A 20,590-nucleotide genomic window follows, 5' to 3' on the forward strand; every position below is an offset into this window, starting at 1 on the left:
GATTAAGTCATAGTCTACTTTCCAAGAATGCCATCTATTATGAAATGTTGGTTTATTTCGGTAAATGCTGTGTTTCGCTTCTCGCCGCGTTTACGGGACCGCAGCAGATTCAAACCAGCATTTCGAGCAGCGGTATACAGAAACCCTTTGATTTCATCAAAAATATTGCCGGTCCCATAGTTTAATTAACACGTCTTCTGTAGCATCTTCTGCTTCTGCACGATTTGTCGTTATTTTCTCGACATAACGGCAAAGAACCGGAAAATAAATATGTATTAGATACTCAAGCGCCGCTGGTGCATCCTGTTTCAAAAAAAACAGGCAATCCTCATCATTGCTAATTTTTCTCATATTCGAAAGGAATGTAGAGCTGAAACATATAAAAAAATATTCATTTACAAACAGATTGCAGCCCTTTTTTGGCTGGGGTACCATTTATTTATTCGACAGTGAATTCCTGGGTATCAACTTCGCAAGGATTGGCGAAATGCCGCCGGAGTTACACCCGCGCCTTTTTTGAAGAATTTAACAAAATTAGTAAGTTCTTTAAAGCCGAAATAGTCGGCAATCTCTTTTATCGTTACGTTTTCATGTGTCAATAGCCGCTTAATTTCCAGGACCAGCCGATCTGTAAGCCACTTTTTGGGGGTCGTATCTTCAGCCTTCATAAAAGCATTTTCCAATGTACGTTGTGTAACATTTAGCTTTTTAGCGTAGATTGCTATAGGCCATTGTTCCGACAGATGTTTATCAACAAGATCCTTGAATTTGATGATTAACAAATTCTGATAAGCAGGTACCATCGTCTTTTGCCTGGCGTTGTGTTTCGTTTCGGCAATAAGCATCATGTTGACCAGATAATTATGCAGCAGCAGTTCCTGCAACTCATGCGCCGGCCTCTTTTGCTCCTCAATAATGTACTGAAATGCCGCCTTAAGCTCTTCAAACCTTTCTCCTACATCAAAGTAGGATAGCTGTAAGGGGTCATTGTAAAGCAAGGTTTTATTTAAAAGCTCACGGTAATAATTATCACGGCAAAAAAACTCTTCAGTAAACATGAGACCAAAACCGTCATACGTTTCTAATGGATCAAAGCTTTGCATCTGGCCTTTTGCAACAAAAAGCATATGCCCTGGTATAACATTTACATCATCAAAATCTACCTGGTGTCTGCCGCTACCAGTAGTAAATAAGAGCATGACATAAAAGTTTATTCGATGAAGAACATGTAAACGTTGCGGTTTATAGTGCAGCAGATCACTAATCGTTGTTGCACTTATCTGGTGCTCCTTTGGGGGGGTGCAGTTGTGTTGAAATATCTCAAATTTATTCATAAACCGGCGACTCGATTATTTGTGTTGTTGATTTTGAACAGCCTTACCTGACAGACGCTGCGAACAGCTATATATTGAAAAGAAACAGACCAGCGATAAATACCTGATCTGACAAGTACTATGCCAAAAGATCGGACGCACATTGTAGCAACTTAACAATGAAACATTAATACTATACCGGAAACATTCTCCGGCTGTAGGTTCGCTTTCTTACCATTCAAATACTATTTTGTATCGCTAAAGGAATCGGCCAAGTCTTAACCTTTGTTCTTTGAATTCCAGTATTGTATTGGCTATACTTGATTTTGAAAAATCTTCATACAATATCTATCATTTTGGCTTAAACAATACATGAAGAGAGAAAACGTAAAACTGCCGCAGAGGATATAGGATCAATATATGAAATCAAAAGAAAGAGCTCGCATATTACAATGGGAATCAATTAAGGAGAATCCGAATAAGACTCCAGTCTTATACCGTTTATTTAAAGGAGAAGATCATATGATCGACCCGCTGACATATGATTTTTTCATATTCCTGCTTTTTGAAGATGGTGGTGGTTCACACACCATAGAAAAAATCACCTATAAAGTCCGACCGTGTCAGATTCACCTGTTATTTCCGGGACAGGTGCATCAATGGGAACTGGCTGCAAATACAATTTGTCATAAACTGATGATAAACAAATTGTTCTTTCAAAAAAAGATTTCTCATTATGGCTTTTGGATTACCGATTTTAATTATCGCCCGGTCACTCAACTTGAGCATCATTATTATCAACGGCTATTGTCAGAGCTGCTACTTGTTAAGACCGAACTAACGGAAATCAATACTTTTGAGGATTTGGTAAGTCTTCGATGTGGAATCTTTGCTCTTTTGATTAAACATGTTGCAGAAATAAGATTTTGCAACTTGGACCTGCTTAAAAATGAGCCGATAATTCGGCAGTTTCTGATTCTGGTTGAGCGGCATTTTCGGCAACAAAAATCAGTTGCATTCTATGCCGACCAATTAAATATTACTCCAAATTACCTGTCTGTTCTGTGTAAAAAGAAGATCAGGATGACGGCATTGGACATTATACAGGAACGAATCATACTCGAAGCACAGAGGCAGATAAATTCTTTCGGATTATCAATAAAAGAAATTGGTTTTGATCTTGGCTTCAGCAGCCTATCCCATTTTTCCAGCTTTTTTAAATTACAAACAGGATTGTCGCCTAAACAGTATCAGGATCAATGCAAACGTCAATTTACTGCGGAGATGAATTTAAAACACAAATACAATACATAATCAAATAAAGAATCCGGCTGTTACCCTGTGCGGCAATGTTTTTATGTGTGCGATAAATGACTTTATATGAATATAGGGAAGATAAAAGTGCATAAGCCAGAGTATAAAAAAAAGTACGTCTTATCGGCCAAAGACTTTCCTATGTACTATACGGTGGCAGTACTGAAGCCGTTTGATAACTTTTAGATAATGCGTTGCACTGCGATACAAAGTGAAAAACACAAGTTGTCATATTTTTTTAAACAATCGATATAATTCGTATATCATTTGAATATGGATATATTTCTATTTTTGGTTTGCGCTTTTACATCCAGTATTTGGAAGCTTCTAATAGAATGCCCGATTTTTGAGTTCTGTTACCTTTAAATACCAACAAATGAACTAAGAACCAGATTGACATAATCGTTCCTGTACAGTAGCGTTTAACAGCATTAAGATGACTTGCGGCGCTTATATACTTATTTTGCCGGCGATGCATAGAATTCTCTTTTTTTAGGATCCTGTATGTTATTACTTTTTTAAGTAAAGGCGGGAGCGATATTGTAACTTCTTTTAACTAGCTATAATTATAATACAAAAACTATGACCTCAAAATGTTTTAAAGCTGTAAGCGCATTGGCACTTATTCTCGCGGTTTATGCAGCGCAGGCGCAAAAAACCCTGAAATTTGAAAACGGCGGAGGGCCTTCGGGAAACGGACCGACTACTACAAATAAAGTAGTTACTTTTTATAACGGAGATGCGGGGGTATACAGTCCGGCTACTACGGTAACGTATAGCATAAGCAACCAGCAGTACCCGTCGATAGAAGGCAGCGCCACGACACCTGGACTTGTATTTGGTGGCAATACCAGTACGACGAATACGCCAGGCGGCGTTGCCCATTATATGCTGATGAATGCTTTGGGGGGATCTGCGGATGCTCAATATGCTACAAATGGATCAACGCCGGCAATTGCCATAGCGAATGATTATGGAATTGAAGTTGCCGGATATTCAGATGCCCTGATTAATGCCAATGGTTCGAACAAGGTGGCGACAAATACAAAGAACATCTACTTTGCCGATCTCACCCTTACGTTTAGCCGCCCGGTAAATAATCCCGTTATCCACTTAACCGGTCTTGGCGGGGCTTCTGGTACTCAGGGCTTTTCAATGCGCTGCCAATTGACCAGCTCCGGGTATACGGTTTCGAGATTGTCCGGTAACTTTGCTTTTAATGTTTCCGGCACTACCATCAACAACTCATCAGCAGCATACACAGCTGGTACGAACACTAGTAGCCCATCTGCGGCCTCCGGAAGTGTTGTAGTTAATGGTACGGGTATTACTGCTTTAACTTTCAGGGTTTCTATGGATGGAGATGGGGGTGGAACTGCCTGGTCTGCCACCAACAGAGCTGCAGCAGACGGGTTCCTTATGGCCGTTTCTTTAACTGCTTACAGCTTGAGTGGAACGGTGTTCAATGATGCCAATGGCTTAAAGGATAATACGGTGAATGGAACCGGGACAAATGCCGGCGGATTGAATGCAGTGTTGGTAGATGTTAATGGGAATGTATTTGCGACGGTACCGGTTAATTCCGATGGTACGTATAATTTTAATAACTCTGTACTACCTGGCGAATATTCTCTCCGGATCACGACGCAGTCCGCAACGGTAGGAAGTCCTGCTCCTGCAGTTGTACTTCCAAGTGGCTGGGTTGCAGAGGGGGAACATCTCGGCTCCGGAACCGGTCAGGATGGTACACCGGATGGTAATCTGACCGGCCTTACAATATCAGGTAATGTCAGCGGCGCTAATTTTGCTATACAGCGACCGCCCACATCTGATGATGTAACGCAGAACATAGCCACCCCCAGCGGTAATAGCATACCTGCTGGTACAATTACCGCTCCGGTTAAAGGGAATGATCCGGAAGACGGAACCCTGGGCAACGGAAAATCCGTTGCAATTACCGAATTGCCGTCAAACGGAACCCTCTACTATAACGGAGCAGTGGTAACCGCAGGCCAGATGATTGATAACTTTGATCCCGCACTTTTATCATTTACAGACCTGGAGGCCGGCTCAACATCAACTTCCTTCAAATACAGCTTTGTAGATGCCGCCGGACGCCAGAGCCAGGCACCCGGAACTTATAAAGTACAATGGGAAGGGGCACTTCCTGTTACTTTTGGTCCTGTTTCAGCTGCAATCATAAAAGGTCAGCTTCAGGTAAAATGGTCAACAGAAACGGAAGAGAACAACGATCATTTTGAAATTCAGGCTTCCTCAGACGGCACTAATTTCAAAACAATCGGCACCGTAAAATCAAAAGCAGTAAATGGCACTTCAGGCAGTAAATTGAATTATGAGTTCGATCATTCTATTGACAAATCGCTGACTTACGCAGGCTTGTCGTTGCTTGCTGCCGGTTTGATGCTCTTACTCTTTCATCGAAAAAACAAGCTACTCTTTATGGGTTGTATGTTTGTTGGGCTGGGTCTGTTTATATCTTCCTGTAAAAAAACCAGCTCGGAGGTAACAGGCGAAGAGCCCAAACTATTTATCAGAATTGTGCAGATTGATAAAGATGGCGGAAGACAAACTTCCAAAATAACCCTGGCAACAAGGGAGTAGTTTAAAAGCGAATAGCACTAGTTGTACGGTTTAAGGGTAGCCCTGTTTGAAAAAAGCAGGGCTTTTTTTAGGGGTGTAGAATAATTAAATCTGTTAAAACAATCAGCATAAAAATATTTTAAGTTCACGAGGTAAGTGGATCTGTAACGGTTTAGATCATTTATATACTGCTCAATCTCTTCTTCATTTTACGTATAAATATTTTCGTTTTTTTACCTCAAAAAGTCGCTTTTTTATCGCCGCTTTTTTTATTAGAATAGAGAAATTCGGAAATTAAATCATTCGGTATTATTTGTGCCATTGCCTTTTAACAGATCAGAATTATACGCCGGTTATTTTGACGCTCTAAATATGAATAGGGAAGTTAAAGTAGCTGATTGCCATTATAAAGTTTTGTTTTTTTCCTAAAACGTTTATGAATAAATACAAGCTAGTAAAATTTGCTGACCTCCAGGTATATACGAAAGGGAGTGATATAGCCTGCGAATTAATAACAGGCCCCCACCAGATGTCTATTTTTGAAATCCATGATTTTTTGCTGCTTCTTTTTATAGAACAGGGAGATGGTATACATCAAATTAATGGCGAAAAGATAAATTTAGCTCCTTTTCAGATCCATATGGTATTTCCTGGCCAATCGCATAAGTGGAATTTTGAAACGCCCTGTAAAATACATAAGCTAGTTATTGGAACATCAGCATTGCAAAACGTTATTGTTGGATTAGAATTCGCAAATATCGGAGCAGATTATAATTCTTCAGAGCAATTGAATGAGGAATATTTCTTCAGGCTATTGGGCGAGTTTAAGTCGGTGCAAACAGAACTTCAGGTAAGACCAATTGTTTCAGGATTAATTGAGCTTCGCTGTAGAATTGTTCTGCAGTTATTAAAAGCGCTCAATAGGGCGGCCTTTGATAATTTAAGTCAACGACCAAGACCTGCTATCATTTACAATTTTCAACTGCTCGTTGAAAGTAACTTATACCGACAAACCCCTGTTGCATTCTATGCCAAAGAATTAGGCGTAAGCGCTAATTATCTTTCAATTCTCTGCAACAAGGTCTTGAAGACTTCTGCCCTGGCTTTCATTCATCACAGGAGGCTTGTTAAAGCTAAACAACTTCTCCAGGAAAATGATGTACCAATAAAAGAAATCGCGTATGAGCTGGGGTTCAATGAATATTCGCACTTCTCAACTTTTTTTAAGACAAAAACGGGGATATCTCCCAAGCAATACAAGGACTCTCTTTGTGCCAAAAATCGATACGATGGAGAGTGCTGGTAAGAAACAACCCAGCATTTCATGGCTAAAAGAAGTATTTTGATAAGATATCAATGGGGGCAAACCTGTAAATGTAGTGAATAGCGCTATTCGATTTTTACATAAGCGTATATTCACCAGTCTCTGGTTTCAGTGTTTGGTTTATGAAACAATTGGTGGACCGTATGGTGAATATGTATTGAAGTAGATTAAGTTCCCACAATTTTTGCATACACATTCTCTTCCGGTAGGAATGTAGGAAGAAGAAATGAAGGTATTTTCAAACAGTACGAGATTCTTGAAATTTGAAGATTAAAAATAATATAAACCTACTTGCTTTCTGTTATTTGGATTTATTAGAATAGGACAAAACATCTTCAGCGAGGGAGTAATAACATGACCCTTTCAGGGGTTTGCCGTCCTTGTTTTTTGCCAAAGATAATCAGGTATTTTAATTGTTGTTTCCTATATACCCGTCAAGGTTGGGCAACCGATTTTAAATTAAAAGAATCCTCATTTACAGATGTATCATCTGCAAATGAGGAACGCCGGCTCTTTATTAAATAAACAGGAATTTATGATCACGAACAAACTGTTCAAACCGGGTGGCAGGAGCACTGGTTACCCTGCTTACCGTATCATCCACTGCGGCGGCTTCTCCCCTGGCATAGTGGGCGTAATCCTCCAATATACCGGCCAACTGCCATTCCGGTAGCCCGGCTGCCTTCAGTGCTTCCTGCATGTGTTCAGGCGCTACATCAATAAAGCTTACTGGCTTTTCTAATACCCCCGAAAGGATATCCGCTAACTGGTAATGGGTAAGTGCTTCAGGACCGGTAATCGTATATGTTTTATTCTCGTGCCCGGTCTTTGTTAAGGCAGCGGCCGCAACAGCTGCAATATCCCGTGTATCCACAATACTTACCGCTGCATGGCCAATGGCAGCATAAAACCGCCCCTCGGTCTTAACAGAGGACGCAAAAGCAAGCAGTCCCTGCATAAACAGGTTGGGCCTGAGAAAAGTATACGTAAGCCCAAGCTCTTTGATCCGGTCTTCCACCTGGGCGTGATAACGCAGGAAACGAACCGGTGAATTTTTGCTGGCAGCGTACTGGGACAGCTTTACAAGGTGTGGCACACCGGCCCTGCCGGCTGCATTTACAAAACTCAGCTGCAGTTGTGCTGCCTCTGCCGAAGAATTAGTAAGCAAAAAGGCTTTTTCTGTTCCCCGGAGTGCGTTTGCTAAAAAGGCCTCATCTGCCAGGCTACCTACCAGAACTTCCGCATTTGGCAACTGCCGTATAAGGTCCGCTTTGTCATTTGTACGGACCAGCGCTTTAAAAGGAATGTGTAATGCTGCAAGTTTTTTAACCAGCTGGGAGCCCACAGCGCCTGTAGCGCCGGTAATAAAGATTTTTGTTTCCATAAAGATTTTTTGTTTTTTGCAGGTTCAAAATTGCATATAGTAGCCAGTCCAGAATTGTAAGAAAACGAAACGCCGGTAAGAGGGGCATTCAGGCATGAGCAGTACGCGGAGGTAAAAGCGGGTCAATCTGCAGGGTGGCAGATGGCCTCCTGCAGTTTCAGGTATTGAGTGGGGCTTAGATCCAGGTAATGTTTAAAATCATGGATCAGCTGGCTCTGGTCATAATAACCGCAGTGATCAATGATTTCAAACCAGTCAACTTTGGTAGCAGAAGATGTCGTTATAGTTTGTAACCGTTGAATGGCTTTTAAAAAACGTTGATAGCGATCCATTTCTTTTGCAGAATAGCCAAAATATTTCTTATGATAGCTTTGCATGGATCTTTCTGATAAACGCTGCTGCTTTGATATTTCTTTTATCAGGCTCCGGTTGCTGCTGTTAAAACCAGCCATCTGGCTGGCAATAGGGTTCTGGCGCTGCAGGTAAGGAACACAAAAATCAAGAATATAGTTTACGCGGTCGTTATTATCGTTTAATAAATGCAGTGCATACCATAAGGCGGTAAAGCAATTGTCGCTCACTAAGGCGTCGGGGTGTAATAAAAGGGGACCGGATGCCAGCACATTACCAAAAAAGCGAAAAAAAGCATCGCCTTTAAAATTGGCCACCAATAGCTCCGACTGTGGAGGTAGCGCATAGTCAAAAGCCTGTTTAATGGGGCCAATAACCAGGCATTTGTTTAGCGTGAGGGCCTCGTTTTGTTTAGCAAACAAAACGGCAGGGGTGCCAAAGCCAAATACCATTATGGTTTGAAAGGAAGGTAAAAGTTTTTGAGTAATGATTGCGTCAGACCGGTTTTCAGCAAAATAAAAACCGGTAAATACCTCCTCAAACGCCGGTGGTACCGCGGTCCGGTAGCTGTAATATCCGTCTTTATTACCCATGCATTAAAGATAAAACATTTAAGTGCATGGCATGCACTGGGATTCTCAAACCCAATAACTCAGTTTATCAGGTTGTGGTCACAACGGCTACGCATGACTTCCCCGGATCCATGGAACCTGTAGTTACTGCTGGCCGCAGTGTTCATTGCATGCGTTCCGGCTCAATATTGTTATTTTCAGGGGGGTAACAAAAAATCTTATGTGCTTCAAAAGCTGCATTTTGTACTTAAATGCGGGATATTTATATTTTTGATAAGCAAATAACCAGGTTTTTCCAACTTTTGCAAAAATGAAGCGCGGTTTCTTTCATATTTTATTCTGGCTTGTCTATCTGGTTCAGGATATCACCCTTTCCTTTTTGTGGGACAGCTCCATATTGTCTCAGTATTCTGTAAGAGAACGGCTTTGGGTAGCCATTTGTTTATGTTGCTCCCTGCTGCTCCCGAAAATAATTTTTACGTATTATATTATGAACCTGATAGGCGGGCATACAAAAGGGATTTCAAGGAGCATCGTTATAAAGGGGCTGGTTGGGTTTGTACTTACAGTTTTGGTGGTAAGGATTATTGAAGCAGATTTTGTATATCCCTATTTATTGTCAAAATATCCGTATCACCGTCCCCTTTGGTCTTTATTCAGTTTTATATTTGCTTCTATTGATCTGGGGTTTATAAGTGGTATTGCATTAGCCATCAAACAACTGTTTCTGCGACTGAATGCTGCGGAGAACGAAAAGCGTCTTATACAGGAAAAGCTGGAAACAGAACTGAAATTCTTAAAGAACCAAACGAACCCTCATTTTCTTTTTAATACGCTCAACAGTATCTATGCCCTGTCCTTAAAAGGATCGGAGGATACCTCTAAAATGATCATCAAACTTTCTCATTTGCTTCGTTATACGCTGTATACTGTTGAGTCTAAATTTGTGCCGATCGATGAGGAGATTAAGATCCTTGAGGATTATATTAATCTTGAAACCATCCGGTATTCGAATAAACTGACAATAAGTTTTAAAAAGAACATCGACGATAAGGGGGAACCGATTGTTCCGTTGCTTTTTCTTCCGCTGGTGGAAAATGCTTTCAAACATGGCGTTTCCGAAGGGAGAAGCAATTCTTATATTCGGATTTTAGCAACATTGGAAGAACGGGTTTTGGTTTTTTCCATAAGGAATTCAAAAGAAACAAATGAGGATAGTGGAGAAATCGTAAAAAGCATTGGTCTGAACAATGTAAAACGCCAGCTGGAAATCATGTATACCGACTACGACTTCAATATAACCAATTCTGAAACCGAATTTGAAGTATCCTTAAGAATCAATCTTGGCAGTTACACCGGGTTTTGATGGAGATACCGTGGCGCCCGGTTGAGCAAGGATCATAACTAAGAAGGGGTTCGACAAAAAGACCCAATGAATCAGACCCAATGTTCTTTTCTCCAAGCTAAACATATCGGGATTAAACTTTTTACAACCTGTTTTTTAAAATGGAATGCACCAGTTCTTTATAGTTTCTTCCGACAGGGATCATATGTTTATGTATCTCAATATCAGTTTGAGAATAAGCATCTATTTTTTCCAGGGCAATGATAAAAGAACGATGGACGCGTATAAATTCTGAATGCGGGAGGATCGCATCTATCTCAGATATCTGAAATTTCGTTAGAATGGTTTGGTTTTCGGTGGTGATCTTTAAATATTCACGAAGGCTTTCTATAAACAGAATTTCATCAAGGTAAACCTTGACCATTTTTTTATTGACGTTGAAGAAAATATATTTTCTCTCCGGAAGCAGGCTTTCAACTGACGGAATATATGCCGGCGGCGCCTCGGCCTGTAATTTATTCACTGCGGAAAAGAACCTGCTGAATTCAATGGGTTTCAGTAAATAATCAATGATGTTCAGTTCATAGCCCTCCAATGCATAGTCGGCATATGCCGAGGTTATAATTATTTTCGGAGGGTTTTTAAGAGATTTGGCAAAGTCAAGACCCTTTAGTTTTGGAAGATGAATGTCCAGGAAAATAACGTCGATCTTTTCATTTTGAAGAAAATCGATGGCATGGATGGCATCTGTGCATACACCCGCCAAATTTAAAAAAGGTATTTGTTTGATATGATGCATGATGACTTCACTGGCGAGTGGTTCATCTTCAACAATCAGGCACTGTAACGGTTTCATCAATTTCAGATTTTGTAAAATATTTTAAAGGTATGTTCCTGAGCCGGTGTATCAAACAGGGATGTACACGTTTCGAGAACGGGTATTGTATCATTGTATGCATACATCAAATCCAACGGGTCTTCAGAAGGGTTGATCCGTTTGCGGACCTGAAGCCCGGGATGCAAAAAAGTAAAATAATACCAATTTGGTATAAAAGTAATACGAAATACCAATTAATAAGTCCGAAAGTATTGTATAGTCGTATGAAACATTGATGATCAGCCATTCCTGAATAAGCAAATTTTTACCTGCTGTAAGGACGGCGCTGTTCTGTTTTAATTTATTCACATTTTGGATGTTATATATCCCTTTATTCCGTATTCTTTGTTCTTATGAATGTAGTTTCTGTAAGTTGTTATTGAGTGTTGGTAGATTTTTGTCAGCACCTGATAAATGAAAAAATATTTTTGAAGCGAGTGGAAACTTTTCCGAAGCCCGGGGTTGGGTATTTAATTCAACTATACAGTGCGGGTAAAAACAAAAAATAAAATTTATGAAATCAGTCTGTCTTGTTATACTTTTGTCGCTGGCCGTTATTTCGGATTTCTCCTGTAAAAAGAACAAGGATGAGGAAGTCAGCCCGGAATCCATCAGCGGAACCTTTAAATGTTTTGAAGTGGAGGCGGGCGGAGATATCAGCCCTTTGCCTGCGGGAGGAATGACTGCAGAAATTGTTGTCAAGTCTTCTGATCTTAAAACTGCTACAGTGGATCTGCATTACACAGATAATGGGAAGACATCGCATTTTCCAACACAGCTTTGCACGGTAACAACGGATGCGGATGGATTTCTTGTTCTGAATAAAAAGAATGGCGGCAAGCTGTATTTAATTTACTATGATAAAGAGACGGTTGATTGTTTTCCGGAGCTGGGTATCCGTTTTTCAGGTTCCAGAAGCGGGAAGAAACCAAGCGATTGGGACGATTGATGGTATACAGCGCTTCCTTGTTACGGGAAGCGTTTTTTTTCGCTTGCTGCCAAAGGGCAGTGTCCAGTAAAGATTATTTCCCAAAGGCTTTAATACGATGTATACGGTATTCGCAGTGCTGGCTTACAAATGCAGATTTAAAAAATTGAAATCCGATCTTGTCGAGCCGGTACAAATCAGCAATAGTTGCGGTATACACAACGGTTCCGTTAATGAGAAATGAATACTTTTTATTCGCTGTTCTTATGGCCAATCTATTTACATTCTTTAATGCTCCCTTTATCGCAGTTGATGGTGTCCAGTCGATGAGATTCGTGGACTTGCCATTCACTACGCGGAATACCCGGAAGTCTTTGTCCCCGATTTGAAATGAATAGTAATTATTCCGGTTTTCCAGGCCAAAGAGAAGACCTCCTTTATCATATTGATGACCACTGTAATGTTCTTGTTCAATCTGTATTTCCTGGTACTGTTTGCTTTCAGTAAAAAGATCCTTCCCCTCCGCCCAGATACTAACGGTGCCCGGCTGGTCACTGTTGTACCAGGTGCTGAAATAGCCGTTTTTTATCTGGGAAATAGTAGCCCTGGCTGGCCAGAATGCTTCCTGATCAGCAAATTGCTCATCCAGCAATATATCATCTTTTTCCCCGGCGTCACCAGGAGATCCTTTACGACAGGCCCCGCAAAAAATAACTAAAAACAAGAGTGCCGTAACCAGATAAGCTCCGCACCTGTGAAGGGTATTAATCGATCGTATCATAATTTCAATGCATTATAAATAAATAAGATCCTTTGACTGAACACGGAGAACAAAAGTAATTTCCGGGCATAAACCGGCTCCCTTTTATCTATCAACTACAGGTACTGCTATACATATTACAGGATTATAGGGGCGGTTGCCGGTAATCCGGTATCCGCAATCTGCAGCGGCAAACTTCAATAATTGTGTTACTATGGAATTTCAGTACTAAATTCAACCGGCGGTTTCCCGGAATGCCACTGCCGCAATATTTGAAAAGAGTAGCCGTAACTCGTTTAAACAATTACAATGCGAATTAAAAACCTTATTGAATTATTTACGGTTCTTCCGGAGAAAGAAAGAATCATTGTAGACGTATTGCGACAGATAATTCTTGAAACGCTTCCTGAATACTGTAAAGAAAAAATATCTTATAATGTTCCATTCTTCTATGGCAATAAAGGGATATGCATTATCTGGCCTTCCGCAGTGCCGCGCGGAGGTATCAGAGAAGGAGTGCTCCTGGGTTTTTGGCAGGGCAATAAATTAAATGACAGCGATAATTTTCTGACCCACGGCACAAACAAACAGATCTTTTATAAAATATATTACAAACCTGAGGAGATAGATGCGCAACCAATAATAAAACTTTTAAAGGAGGCGATCAAAGTAGATGGCTCGTTCAGGCGGACCTCCAAGCGCTGACGGGTCGCGGTAGCCTGCTACGTTTTTTTGCAGAACGAAAAGCCATTATCACCGGTGCTCATTGTTTGTCATTATATGACGTGCTTTTTTTAGCATGCAAATTTCGATAACCCACCAGTATTATCCGGAAAAGCGGATACCCTGAATCCTGCCTGATTTTTATAAACACCACCTATGATCGAAAAACCGGCCAGTTTACCCAACGCTTGCCATTAAAATTCTTCTTATTGTTCTTCCGTGAAAATTTGATTTGTACCATAAAACTTTGTTTTAAAAAGTTTTATGTATATTAGCCATCGACTTAAACCCCTCTGGCCTAAATGATTGTTGTCAATGTCGCTTAAATGTGACGATGTGTTTTGTGAAGCCCCTTTACCGGTTTTTGCCTATTTAAACCCTTTAAAAAATGTTCGAACTCAATCCTTTTTGTGGAAGGTCAATGTTGTTGAAATATTGACATAGGTAGCATTTATTTTAAATAACCCTCAAAAATAAACCACAATGTCATCAAGTTTTCAAAATCCCCGGAACCCTCTTGCCGCCTTGTGGGCGTCAGCGACTGAATCGTATCTGCGTAAGGAACACCCCGATCTCAGCATCCAGGAAATTCGCCGCCTGCCCTTCATGCTGGGCGTATTCGAACACCTGGATCAATTGAGGCAAAAAAAACGGGTGCCAAAACCACCGGATCGGGCGGAAGCAAAAGAAGCGGACAATGCAGCGGGCGTTGCCCAGGCAGCATATTATTCCCAGGCTTTTTTTGATGTTGCCGTCACGGGTGCTGCTTATGTATACACCGGAAGTGCCCGGGATGAATTATATGAACTGTACCTGGTGGGTTTGGAAGCCACTCACTATATAGACAGAACCGTCGATTTTAGTACGGATGACTGGTACGGCTTTGGGTTATGTGTATTGGTATACGTATGGATGCTGGGAGGACCGGAAAATCTGAGCCGGCTTGAAGAGGCCCTGCTCAACAGCCTCTTAAACGCTCCGATGTTAACACAGGAGCAACGGAATAAAATTCAGGAATTTTGGGATATGCCCCGTTACGGCCTGACTGAAATGCAATACCGGGATGCGGGGGATCCGGCCTATCAAAATTATGGTGCCATCGACTGGAGGGTGCCCAATAATGCGCAGGTCGTCATGATCGGAGACTGGGGCACCTCAATGGATGACGCCCGGGAGTTTTTAAAAGCCCTCTGGAAGCGAGCCTACCTGCAATACCCGGGGCGCAAGATCGTTTTCCTCCACCTCGGTGATATCTACTATTGCGGATTGCCTTATGAATGTTATTATAACTTCCAGGATGTATTTGCCCGCGTAAGTGCCGAGTTACAGAATGACCGGGATATTGATCCCAATAATTTTGATCCAAACCCACCCATCTTCACCATACCGGGCAATCACGAATACTATTCCTACGGGTATGGGTATTTCGAATTACTTGATAATTTAAACCAGGGACAAAAATGCAGTTTCTTTTGCCTGCGTACGGAAAACAACAATTGGCAGTTCCTGGGTATGGATACCGGTCAGGCCGATGGCAATGGCTTGCTATCCTTCCTGCAAAGTTTTGGCGACACTGTAAAAAGCAAGGTAGATAAAATCATGGATGTACTGCCCGACTGGGACTGGATCACCTGGCTTCCGAATCTGGCAGAAACGACATATGAAGATTATGTGGGGCCGTTCCAGCCGGAATTACGGGAAAACGAACTTAAATGGGTGAAGAAACGATTGGACGAATTTGGCGGAAAGACGATCATGCTCTCGCATCACCAGCTGTTTTCCCGGAAGGCGACGATTGACCATAAATCTCCTGAATATCATAATACCTGGCTGGATGCGCAGTTCAGTTCCTACTTCAGAGACCGGATCGCGGCCTGGTATTGGGGGCACGAGCATGCATTTGCGGTATACTATGATGGGGTACTGGGCTTAAATAAGGGGCGATTATTGGGCAGCAGCAGCTACGAAGTGACGGACAAGGCAGATGATCCCTATGAAAACAATTATAAAATGGTTGTTTTTGCACCCAGGATGGATGAAAAACTTGTTGATCAAACCGGCGCAGACAAAGACAAAAAATTATATTCTCATGTGGGAGCCATCATGTCGTTAAAAGACTCGGAAATTGATGTGCGGTACTACCAGTTCCCCGCATGGTCGCAGCTGGTGGATATGCCCGCCAATGCCCAATTGAAAGAGATACCTGAGGTGGCCGAAACCATCAGGTCAACCTCCTTCAAGAGCCTTAAACCACGCTGGATCGGAGATATACCCATTAAAAAGGAGGTGGTTGTTACCAACCATAGTCCCTCGGTGGCCGTGTGGGATGAAACGCTATATGTAGCATATATAGACGGACGGAACCAGAATAATGAGCTGGTGATGTGTTCCGTAAAGATCAAAGACATTCATATAGAAAACGAACAATTGAAAGCCGACTGGAAGGATCCGCAATCTATTGCGGCGGGAGGCAGTAAGATCGTCACAAAACATTCACCGGCCATAATTGCCGTCAATAGTATACTTTATCTATTCTATATTGATAAAGATAATATACTGCAGGGGATTTCCAGGCCGGCAAACGGCACCGAGTGGGCATCGCTAAATCTGTATGGGAAAGATCAGGCACCGTTGAAAGTGGGTGAGGCGGCTCCGGCGGTCTGCTTCTTTCAGGGCCGGATCTACCTGGTGTACCGGGACAAAAACTCGAGCAACGACCTTTGCTGGGGCTACTACGATTTAAATCCGGGCTGCCAGGGCGACTGGAAGAATTTTGGAGGACTCCTGGATCATGAGGGCGAAAAGCTGGAATCGCCCAACACGCCGGCGCTCGCCGCAGACGCCTTTCATATGTATATGACCTATCAGAAAAAAGATGGCACCATCATCCAGTGGGCGGTCGGTGCTCCATCTAGTAACGCTCCCGAACGCTATCAAAAGAATATTGCCTGGAAAAAACTCGGCAATATTGACGGCGAACATTATACGCAGCGCGGCATGGGTTTAGCATATGCCAGTGATGCATTTGTTATGGTGTACACTTCTTCAAACGGAAACCTGACCCAGTGTGCATTAGGCGGCACCGGGAAGAACAGTTTAGGCACCTGGGTAGGAAGCAATACCGTTAAACCCATTACCAAAGATCTCCAAACGACTACAGCCCGCAGTAAGTTTGTAGCCCAGATCGGGATCACCGTCGGTGGCGGGGTACTGGTGTATCGCGGATTAGAAGAGTCCGAAATATACTGGGCATATTATTAAAGAGATACGAAGACGCCTCCCTTGCTTTTGAGGTGCTTTTTCTTTGTACTTCTTCAATAGGATCTGATAATCCGTTATTCAAGGGTCGCATTTGCGACCCTTTACGTTTTCCAGGGCATTACCGGTAATAAGAACAAAGTACCGTTAGCACGATAAAACACCTGATGCTTCCCGCAGATCTTCCCCCATTGCCCTTTATTCAACATCGGCTGACCCCGGAGCAGAGAACCCGGATCCCCCTTTTCCCGGCAATGATAGCAGCTTTCTTCCGGTTAAATAAGCCGCCAAAAAGCGCGTTTTCAAAATATTTCTGATTTTTTTTTTAATTTATGCAACATTTCAGCGCATCCGGCGCCTTAAATACAGAGAACCGGAAAACAAAAGGGTTCAGGAAAAAAGGAAAACAGCGTATAAGTGTTGCAACTACCGAAGAATTTAGATGACCAGGAGCTGATGAAGCTGTGCCGGGAAGGTAATGCAGACTGCTTTTCCGAACTCTACGGACGGTACAAGAAGGCGGTTTTCAATACCATCCTGCGTTTGGTTACTGATTTTGCCCAGGCGGAAGATCTGTTGCAGGAGGTGTTCATTGCGCTTTATCAGGAAATTATGAAAGGCCGGCAGATTGAACATTTCGGCGGCTTTTCGAGGCGTGTTGCCGCCAACAAGGCAATCAGCTTTTTACGGAAGCAGAAGCGCACCTTGGTTTTTGAAGAATCCCATGAAAATGTGATAGAGGAGGAAGCGGAAGACGAGGGGCTTTTTGAAATGCGGGTGGAGGAGGTGAAAAAAGCCATCAACTCCCTGCCGGAAGGGTTTCGGACCATCGTTAACCTTTATGTGATGGAAGGGTTACCACAGGAAGAAATCGCCGGTCTGTTGGGTATTTCCCATGCAACGGTACGGACACAATACCATCGTGCCAAAAAGAAAATATTGTCGCTATTACAAAAGGAGGTCGCATAGGATGAAGAAAGATATTTTAAAAGAATTTGTATCCGAAAACAGGGATGATTTTGACGATCAGGAACCTGGTTTGGATGTACTCAGCAAGATCCAGTCCAGATTGGGAATGGAACAACCTGTTGTTGCGCCCCGGGCAAAAGTCAGGAAGCTTCCGTATTGGTGGGCTGCTGCAGCATTAATTGTTGTTGTAATCGGGATTGCCGTTTTTTTTCCGCAGCAGAAGACAAAGGAGCACTCAATCGTAACTACAACAGCACCGGCGCCCCTGTCACCGGCCGTTCGTGCAGATAAAAAAGATTCAGTAACAACCCTGCGATCAATGGTGGCAGGCATTGCGGATCCGCAGGAAAAGAAAACGGGTGTAAAAAAGCGGCAAAAAATCAGGGATGAAAAAAATGTAACCGCCAGCACAGGTTCTAAAGCGGAAACAGCCGCATCGAATATAATAACGAATGACTGGCAAACCGCGTTACAAAACGAAAGTTCATCTGCACGCCTGGCAGCGATCCTGGCCACCGGGAAAAGAAATACTTTATTATCCGGCAGCGATTTGCAGACGCTCTCCAATACCATGAACAATGACGAAAACAGCAATGTACGCCTCGCCGCCCTGGAGGTGCTGAAACAACAGGAAAACCGGGAGGGCGTAAAGAATTTGATCCTGCAATCTGTTGCCAAACAGGATGATCCTGTTGTACAAATGGAATTATTGGCTTCTCTATCTTCCGATGAAGCTACAAAAGTCAAACAACAACTATTAGATATAACCCAGGACCCCATGAATATTGATGCAGTACGCAACGAAGCCTATGCAGCACTGCTTCGGTCGAAAACCAATTTTTAAAAATAACAAGGTATCAAAAATGAAAAAAATAGTAGCAACCATTATTTTGTCTATAGCACTCGTTTCTTTGGCCGGTGCGCAGGAGCGGCAATTTAAATTGCCTAAAAAAACAGGTACACTGAAAGTAAATATTCCTGGTGTAACGATTGAAGGATATGATGGTAATGAAGTCGTTTTTTCTGCACCGGAGCTTAAGCGGGAGGAGAAAGATGAAAGAGCCGCAGGTCTCAGATTGGTTTCCGGCTCCGGTTTAACAGACAATACCGGCCTGAATCTAAGTGTCCGGGAAAATGGAGGAGTTATTGATGTAGACGAAGTAGGTAGAAGAGACCGAGAGCTCATTACAATTAAAGTACCAAACACCATGTCGGTAAAAGTTGCAACGACAGGTGCCATGAATGCTGGCAGATCTGTAGACATAAAAGATTTTAAAGGAGAATTGGAAATCAGTACCATGTACAATGCTATTTCATTGCACAATATTACAGGACCTGTTAATGCGAAAACAATTTACGGAGAGCTGACTGCAACATTTGCTTCCCTGGTAAAAGGCCCGGTGTCACTGGTTTCGGTCTATAAATTCGTTGATGTAAGCATTCCTTCCAGTCTGAAAGCCAATGTGAATATTTCTACGAAAAACGGAAATATTTATGCTGCTGATGGCCTGGATATTAAAAAGGAAGTCTCTAAGGAGAAAAAGGACAGTGATGGAGAAGATCTTACAGGGTTAACGGAATGGAGCAGGTCTTCAGATATAACAGGCACACTCAATGGCGGCGGTATGGATCTGATTTTGAAAACCAGCTATGGAAAAATCTACCTGCGTAAAAATTAAACCGGATACATAGTATAATAAACTATCCGCGGATCTCATATTTATTTCTTGCTTTTTTAAATTCATACTACTATGAAAAAGGTATTGCTTTGCCTGTTGCTGACAGGCATGACACAGATCTTGTTTGCACAAAGAGTTATTGAAAAAACATACAAAACCTCTAACAGTCAGCCGGTACTGTTGCAGTTTGACTTTCCGAAGGTAAAAATTAGCAGCTGGAACAAAGATGAGATCTATGTCAAAGCAACGGTTACTATCAACGACAACAAGCAGAACGACCGTTTTGAATTGCTGGATCAAACTGTTGACGGGAAATTGATCATTACCGATACGATCGATTTCAAACATATTGACCAGCAATATTATGTAGAGGTTGATGGCATAAAAAAACGCTTTGAAAGTAAAGCAGATTTTGAAAACTATAAAGAGGCGCACAAAGGTGAAAAAATCAGCTCGTATTCTACCAACAATGTCGATATCGAAATTGAAGTGGTGTTGCCTGCAAAAGACTATATAAAAGTAAAATCCAAATTTGGATTGGTGGAAGTACAGAACTATACCGGCCCGCTGACCGTTCAAACCGAGTTTGGAAAAATTGACGCTAAACTGAAAGAATCCAATGTCGGGAGAGTTAAACTGACGAACCGGTTTGGAAAGATCTACTCCGATTTTAATCTGAAGCCGGTCGAGAAGGAGGAAAGATCCTTTTATTCTTCCATCACTGCTGTTCCCGGCAAAGGACCGGCATACGACCTAAGCTCAAAATTCGGAAATATCTACCTGCGGAATACAAAATAATAGTAAAGATCTTCTGCCCGTCTTGTTCGCCTCCGCGGGATTTATGCCTCAATTATCTGTACGATCCTAACCCCCGCAACGGCTTTTGTTCTCCAATTTCCGGAGCAGATCATTTTTAAATTTCTGGTCCGGAAGAATTTAAGACTGCCACAAAAAGCGCGGAACAGTCATGCACAACCGCCAACCTTTTGAAAGACCGGCCATTTCATAAGCGTATTTTATTTCAGGATAGCGGTGCGTATGATAGGGCCCCGTATGGCGCCACAACAATGTTACGCGTGATGTGATTCCTTAAACTGTCCCTTAAATAATTGTGCCCAAGTAAGCAATTTTTTCTAAGTTTGATTTCGTGCTGAATGAACGTTTTGTATTTAGCCGCACATTATTACAAGGG

At 42.1% G+C, this 20,590-nt stretch carries 16 protein-coding genes; 11 read left to right on the forward strand and 5 right to left on the reverse strand.

Annotated features, from left to right (window positions below; genetic code table 11):
* Positions 1-464: 464 nt before the first annotated feature.
* Positions 465-1,334 (reverse strand): AraC family transcriptional regulator, encoded by an 870-nt coding sequence (locus K7B07_RS10940; protein WP_223709576.1) that lies wholly within the window; start codon positions 1,332-1,334, stop codon positions 465-467.
* 399 nt (positions 1,335-1,733) lie between these two features.
* Here K7B07_RS10940 and K7B07_RS10945 point away from each other — a divergent pair, with 399 nt between their 5' ends.
* The 3 genes from K7B07_RS10945 to K7B07_RS10955 all read left to right on the forward strand — a co-directional run bounded on the left by K7B07_RS10945 (position 1,734) and on the right by K7B07_RS10955 (position 6,534).
* Positions 1,734-2,627, forward strand: coding sequence for an AraC family transcriptional regulator (locus K7B07_RS10945; protein WP_223709578.1), 894 nt, complete (start codon positions 1,734-1,736; stop codon positions 2,625-2,627).
* A gap of 582 nt (positions 2,628-3,209) precedes the next feature.
* A complete protein-coding gene (locus tag K7B07_RS10950) occupies positions 3,210-5,249 on the forward strand; it encodes an autotransporter outer membrane beta-barrel domain-containing protein (RefSeq protein ID WP_223709580.1) in 2,040 nt (679 codons plus the stop codon).
* 415 nt (positions 5,250-5,664) lie between these two features.
* Positions 5,665-6,534, forward strand: a complete 870-nt coding sequence (locus tag K7B07_RS10955) for a helix-turn-helix domain-containing protein (protein WP_223709581.1) — start codon at positions 5,665-5,667, stop codon at positions 6,532-6,534.
* Positions 6,535-7,069: 535 nt separating this feature from the next.
* Here K7B07_RS10955 and K7B07_RS10960 read toward each other — a convergent pair.
* The gene (locus tag K7B07_RS10960) at positions 7,070-7,936 is read right to left on the reverse strand and encodes an SDR family oxidoreductase (RefSeq protein WP_223709582.1); all 867 of its coding nucleotides are present in this window, start codon (positions 7,934-7,936) and stop codon (positions 7,070-7,072) included.
* Positions 7,937-8,058: 122 nt separating this feature from the next.
* Positions 8,059-8,880: a helix-turn-helix domain-containing protein gene (locus K7B07_RS10965; RefSeq protein WP_223709583.1), complete on the reverse strand. Its 822-nt coding sequence runs from the start codon at positions 8,878-8,880 to the stop codon at positions 8,059-8,061.
* A 289-nt stretch (positions 8,881-9,169) separates the two neighbouring features.
* On the opposite strand from K7B07_RS10965, the gene K7B07_RS10970 reads away from it, so the two are divergent.
* Positions 9,170-10,225: a sensor histidine kinase gene (locus tag K7B07_RS10970; RefSeq protein ID WP_223709584.1), complete on the forward strand. Its 1,056-nt coding sequence runs from the start codon at positions 9,170-9,172 to the stop codon at positions 10,223-10,225.
* Between the two features lie 121 nt (positions 10,226-10,346).
* On the opposite strand, the gene K7B07_RS10975 is transcribed toward K7B07_RS10970, so the two are convergent.
* On the reverse strand, positions 10,347-11,060 hold the full coding sequence (locus K7B07_RS10975) for a LytR/AlgR family response regulator transcription factor (RefSeq protein WP_223709585.1): 714 nt from the start codon (positions 11,058-11,060) through the stop codon (positions 10,347-10,349).
* Positions 11,061-11,595: 535 nt separating this feature from the next.
* Here K7B07_RS10975 and K7B07_RS10980 point away from each other — a divergent pair.
* Positions 11,596-12,030 (forward strand): hypothetical protein, encoded by a 435-nt coding sequence (locus K7B07_RS10980; RefSeq protein WP_223709587.1) that lies wholly within the window; start codon positions 11,596-11,598, stop codon positions 12,028-12,030.
* A gap of 73 nt (positions 12,031-12,103) precedes the next feature.
* Here K7B07_RS10980 and K7B07_RS10985 read toward each other — a convergent pair whose 3' ends face one another.
* Positions 12,104-12,790: a hypothetical protein gene (locus tag K7B07_RS10985; protein WP_223709588.1), complete on the reverse strand. Its 687-nt coding sequence runs from the start codon at positions 12,788-12,790 to the stop codon at positions 12,104-12,106.
* Positions 12,791-13,078: 288 nt separating this feature from the next.
* Between K7B07_RS10985 and K7B07_RS10990 the strand changes: the two genes are divergently transcribed.
* From K7B07_RS10990 to K7B07_RS11015, 6 genes are all read left to right on the forward strand, one after another.
* Complete coding sequence (locus K7B07_RS10990; RefSeq protein WP_223709590.1) at positions 13,079-13,474, forward strand: DUF1801 domain-containing protein; 396 nt, start codon at positions 13,079-13,081, stop codon at positions 13,472-13,474.
* Between the two features lie 501 nt (positions 13,475-13,975).
* Positions 13,976-16,753: a metallophosphoesterase family protein gene (locus K7B07_RS10995; protein ID WP_223709592.1), complete on the forward strand. Its 2,778-nt coding sequence runs from the start codon at positions 13,976-13,978 to the stop codon at positions 16,751-16,753.
* Positions 16,754-17,167: 414 nt separating this feature from the next.
* Positions 17,168-17,719 carry an RNA polymerase sigma factor gene (locus K7B07_RS11000; RefSeq protein ID WP_223709593.1) on the forward strand — a complete coding sequence of 184 codons (552 nt, stop codon included), beginning with the start codon at positions 17,168-17,170 and terminating at the stop codon, positions 17,717-17,719.
* Between the two features lies 1 nt (position 17,720).
* Positions 17,721-18,563, forward strand: a complete 843-nt coding sequence (locus tag K7B07_RS11005; protein ID WP_223709595.1) for a HEAT repeat domain-containing protein — start codon at positions 17,721-17,723, stop codon at positions 18,561-18,563.
* Between the two features lie 19 nt (positions 18,564-18,582).
* The gene (locus tag K7B07_RS11010; RefSeq protein WP_223709597.1) at positions 18,583-19,398 is read left to right on the forward strand and encodes a DUF4097 domain-containing protein; all 816 of its coding nucleotides are present in this window, start codon (positions 18,583-18,585) and stop codon (positions 19,396-19,398) included.
* 72 nt (positions 19,399-19,470) lie between these two features.
* Positions 19,471-20,196, forward strand: coding sequence for a DUF4097 family beta strand repeat-containing protein (locus K7B07_RS11015; protein ID WP_223709599.1), 726 nt, complete (start codon positions 19,471-19,473; stop codon positions 20,194-20,196).
* The last annotated feature ends 394 nt before the right edge of the window (positions 20,197-20,590 follow it).

The sequence above is a fragment of the Niabella beijingensis genome (genome assembly GCF_020034665.1).
Lineage (GTDB): Bacteria > Bacteroidota > Bacteroidia > Chitinophagales > Chitinophagaceae > Niabella > Niabella beijingensis.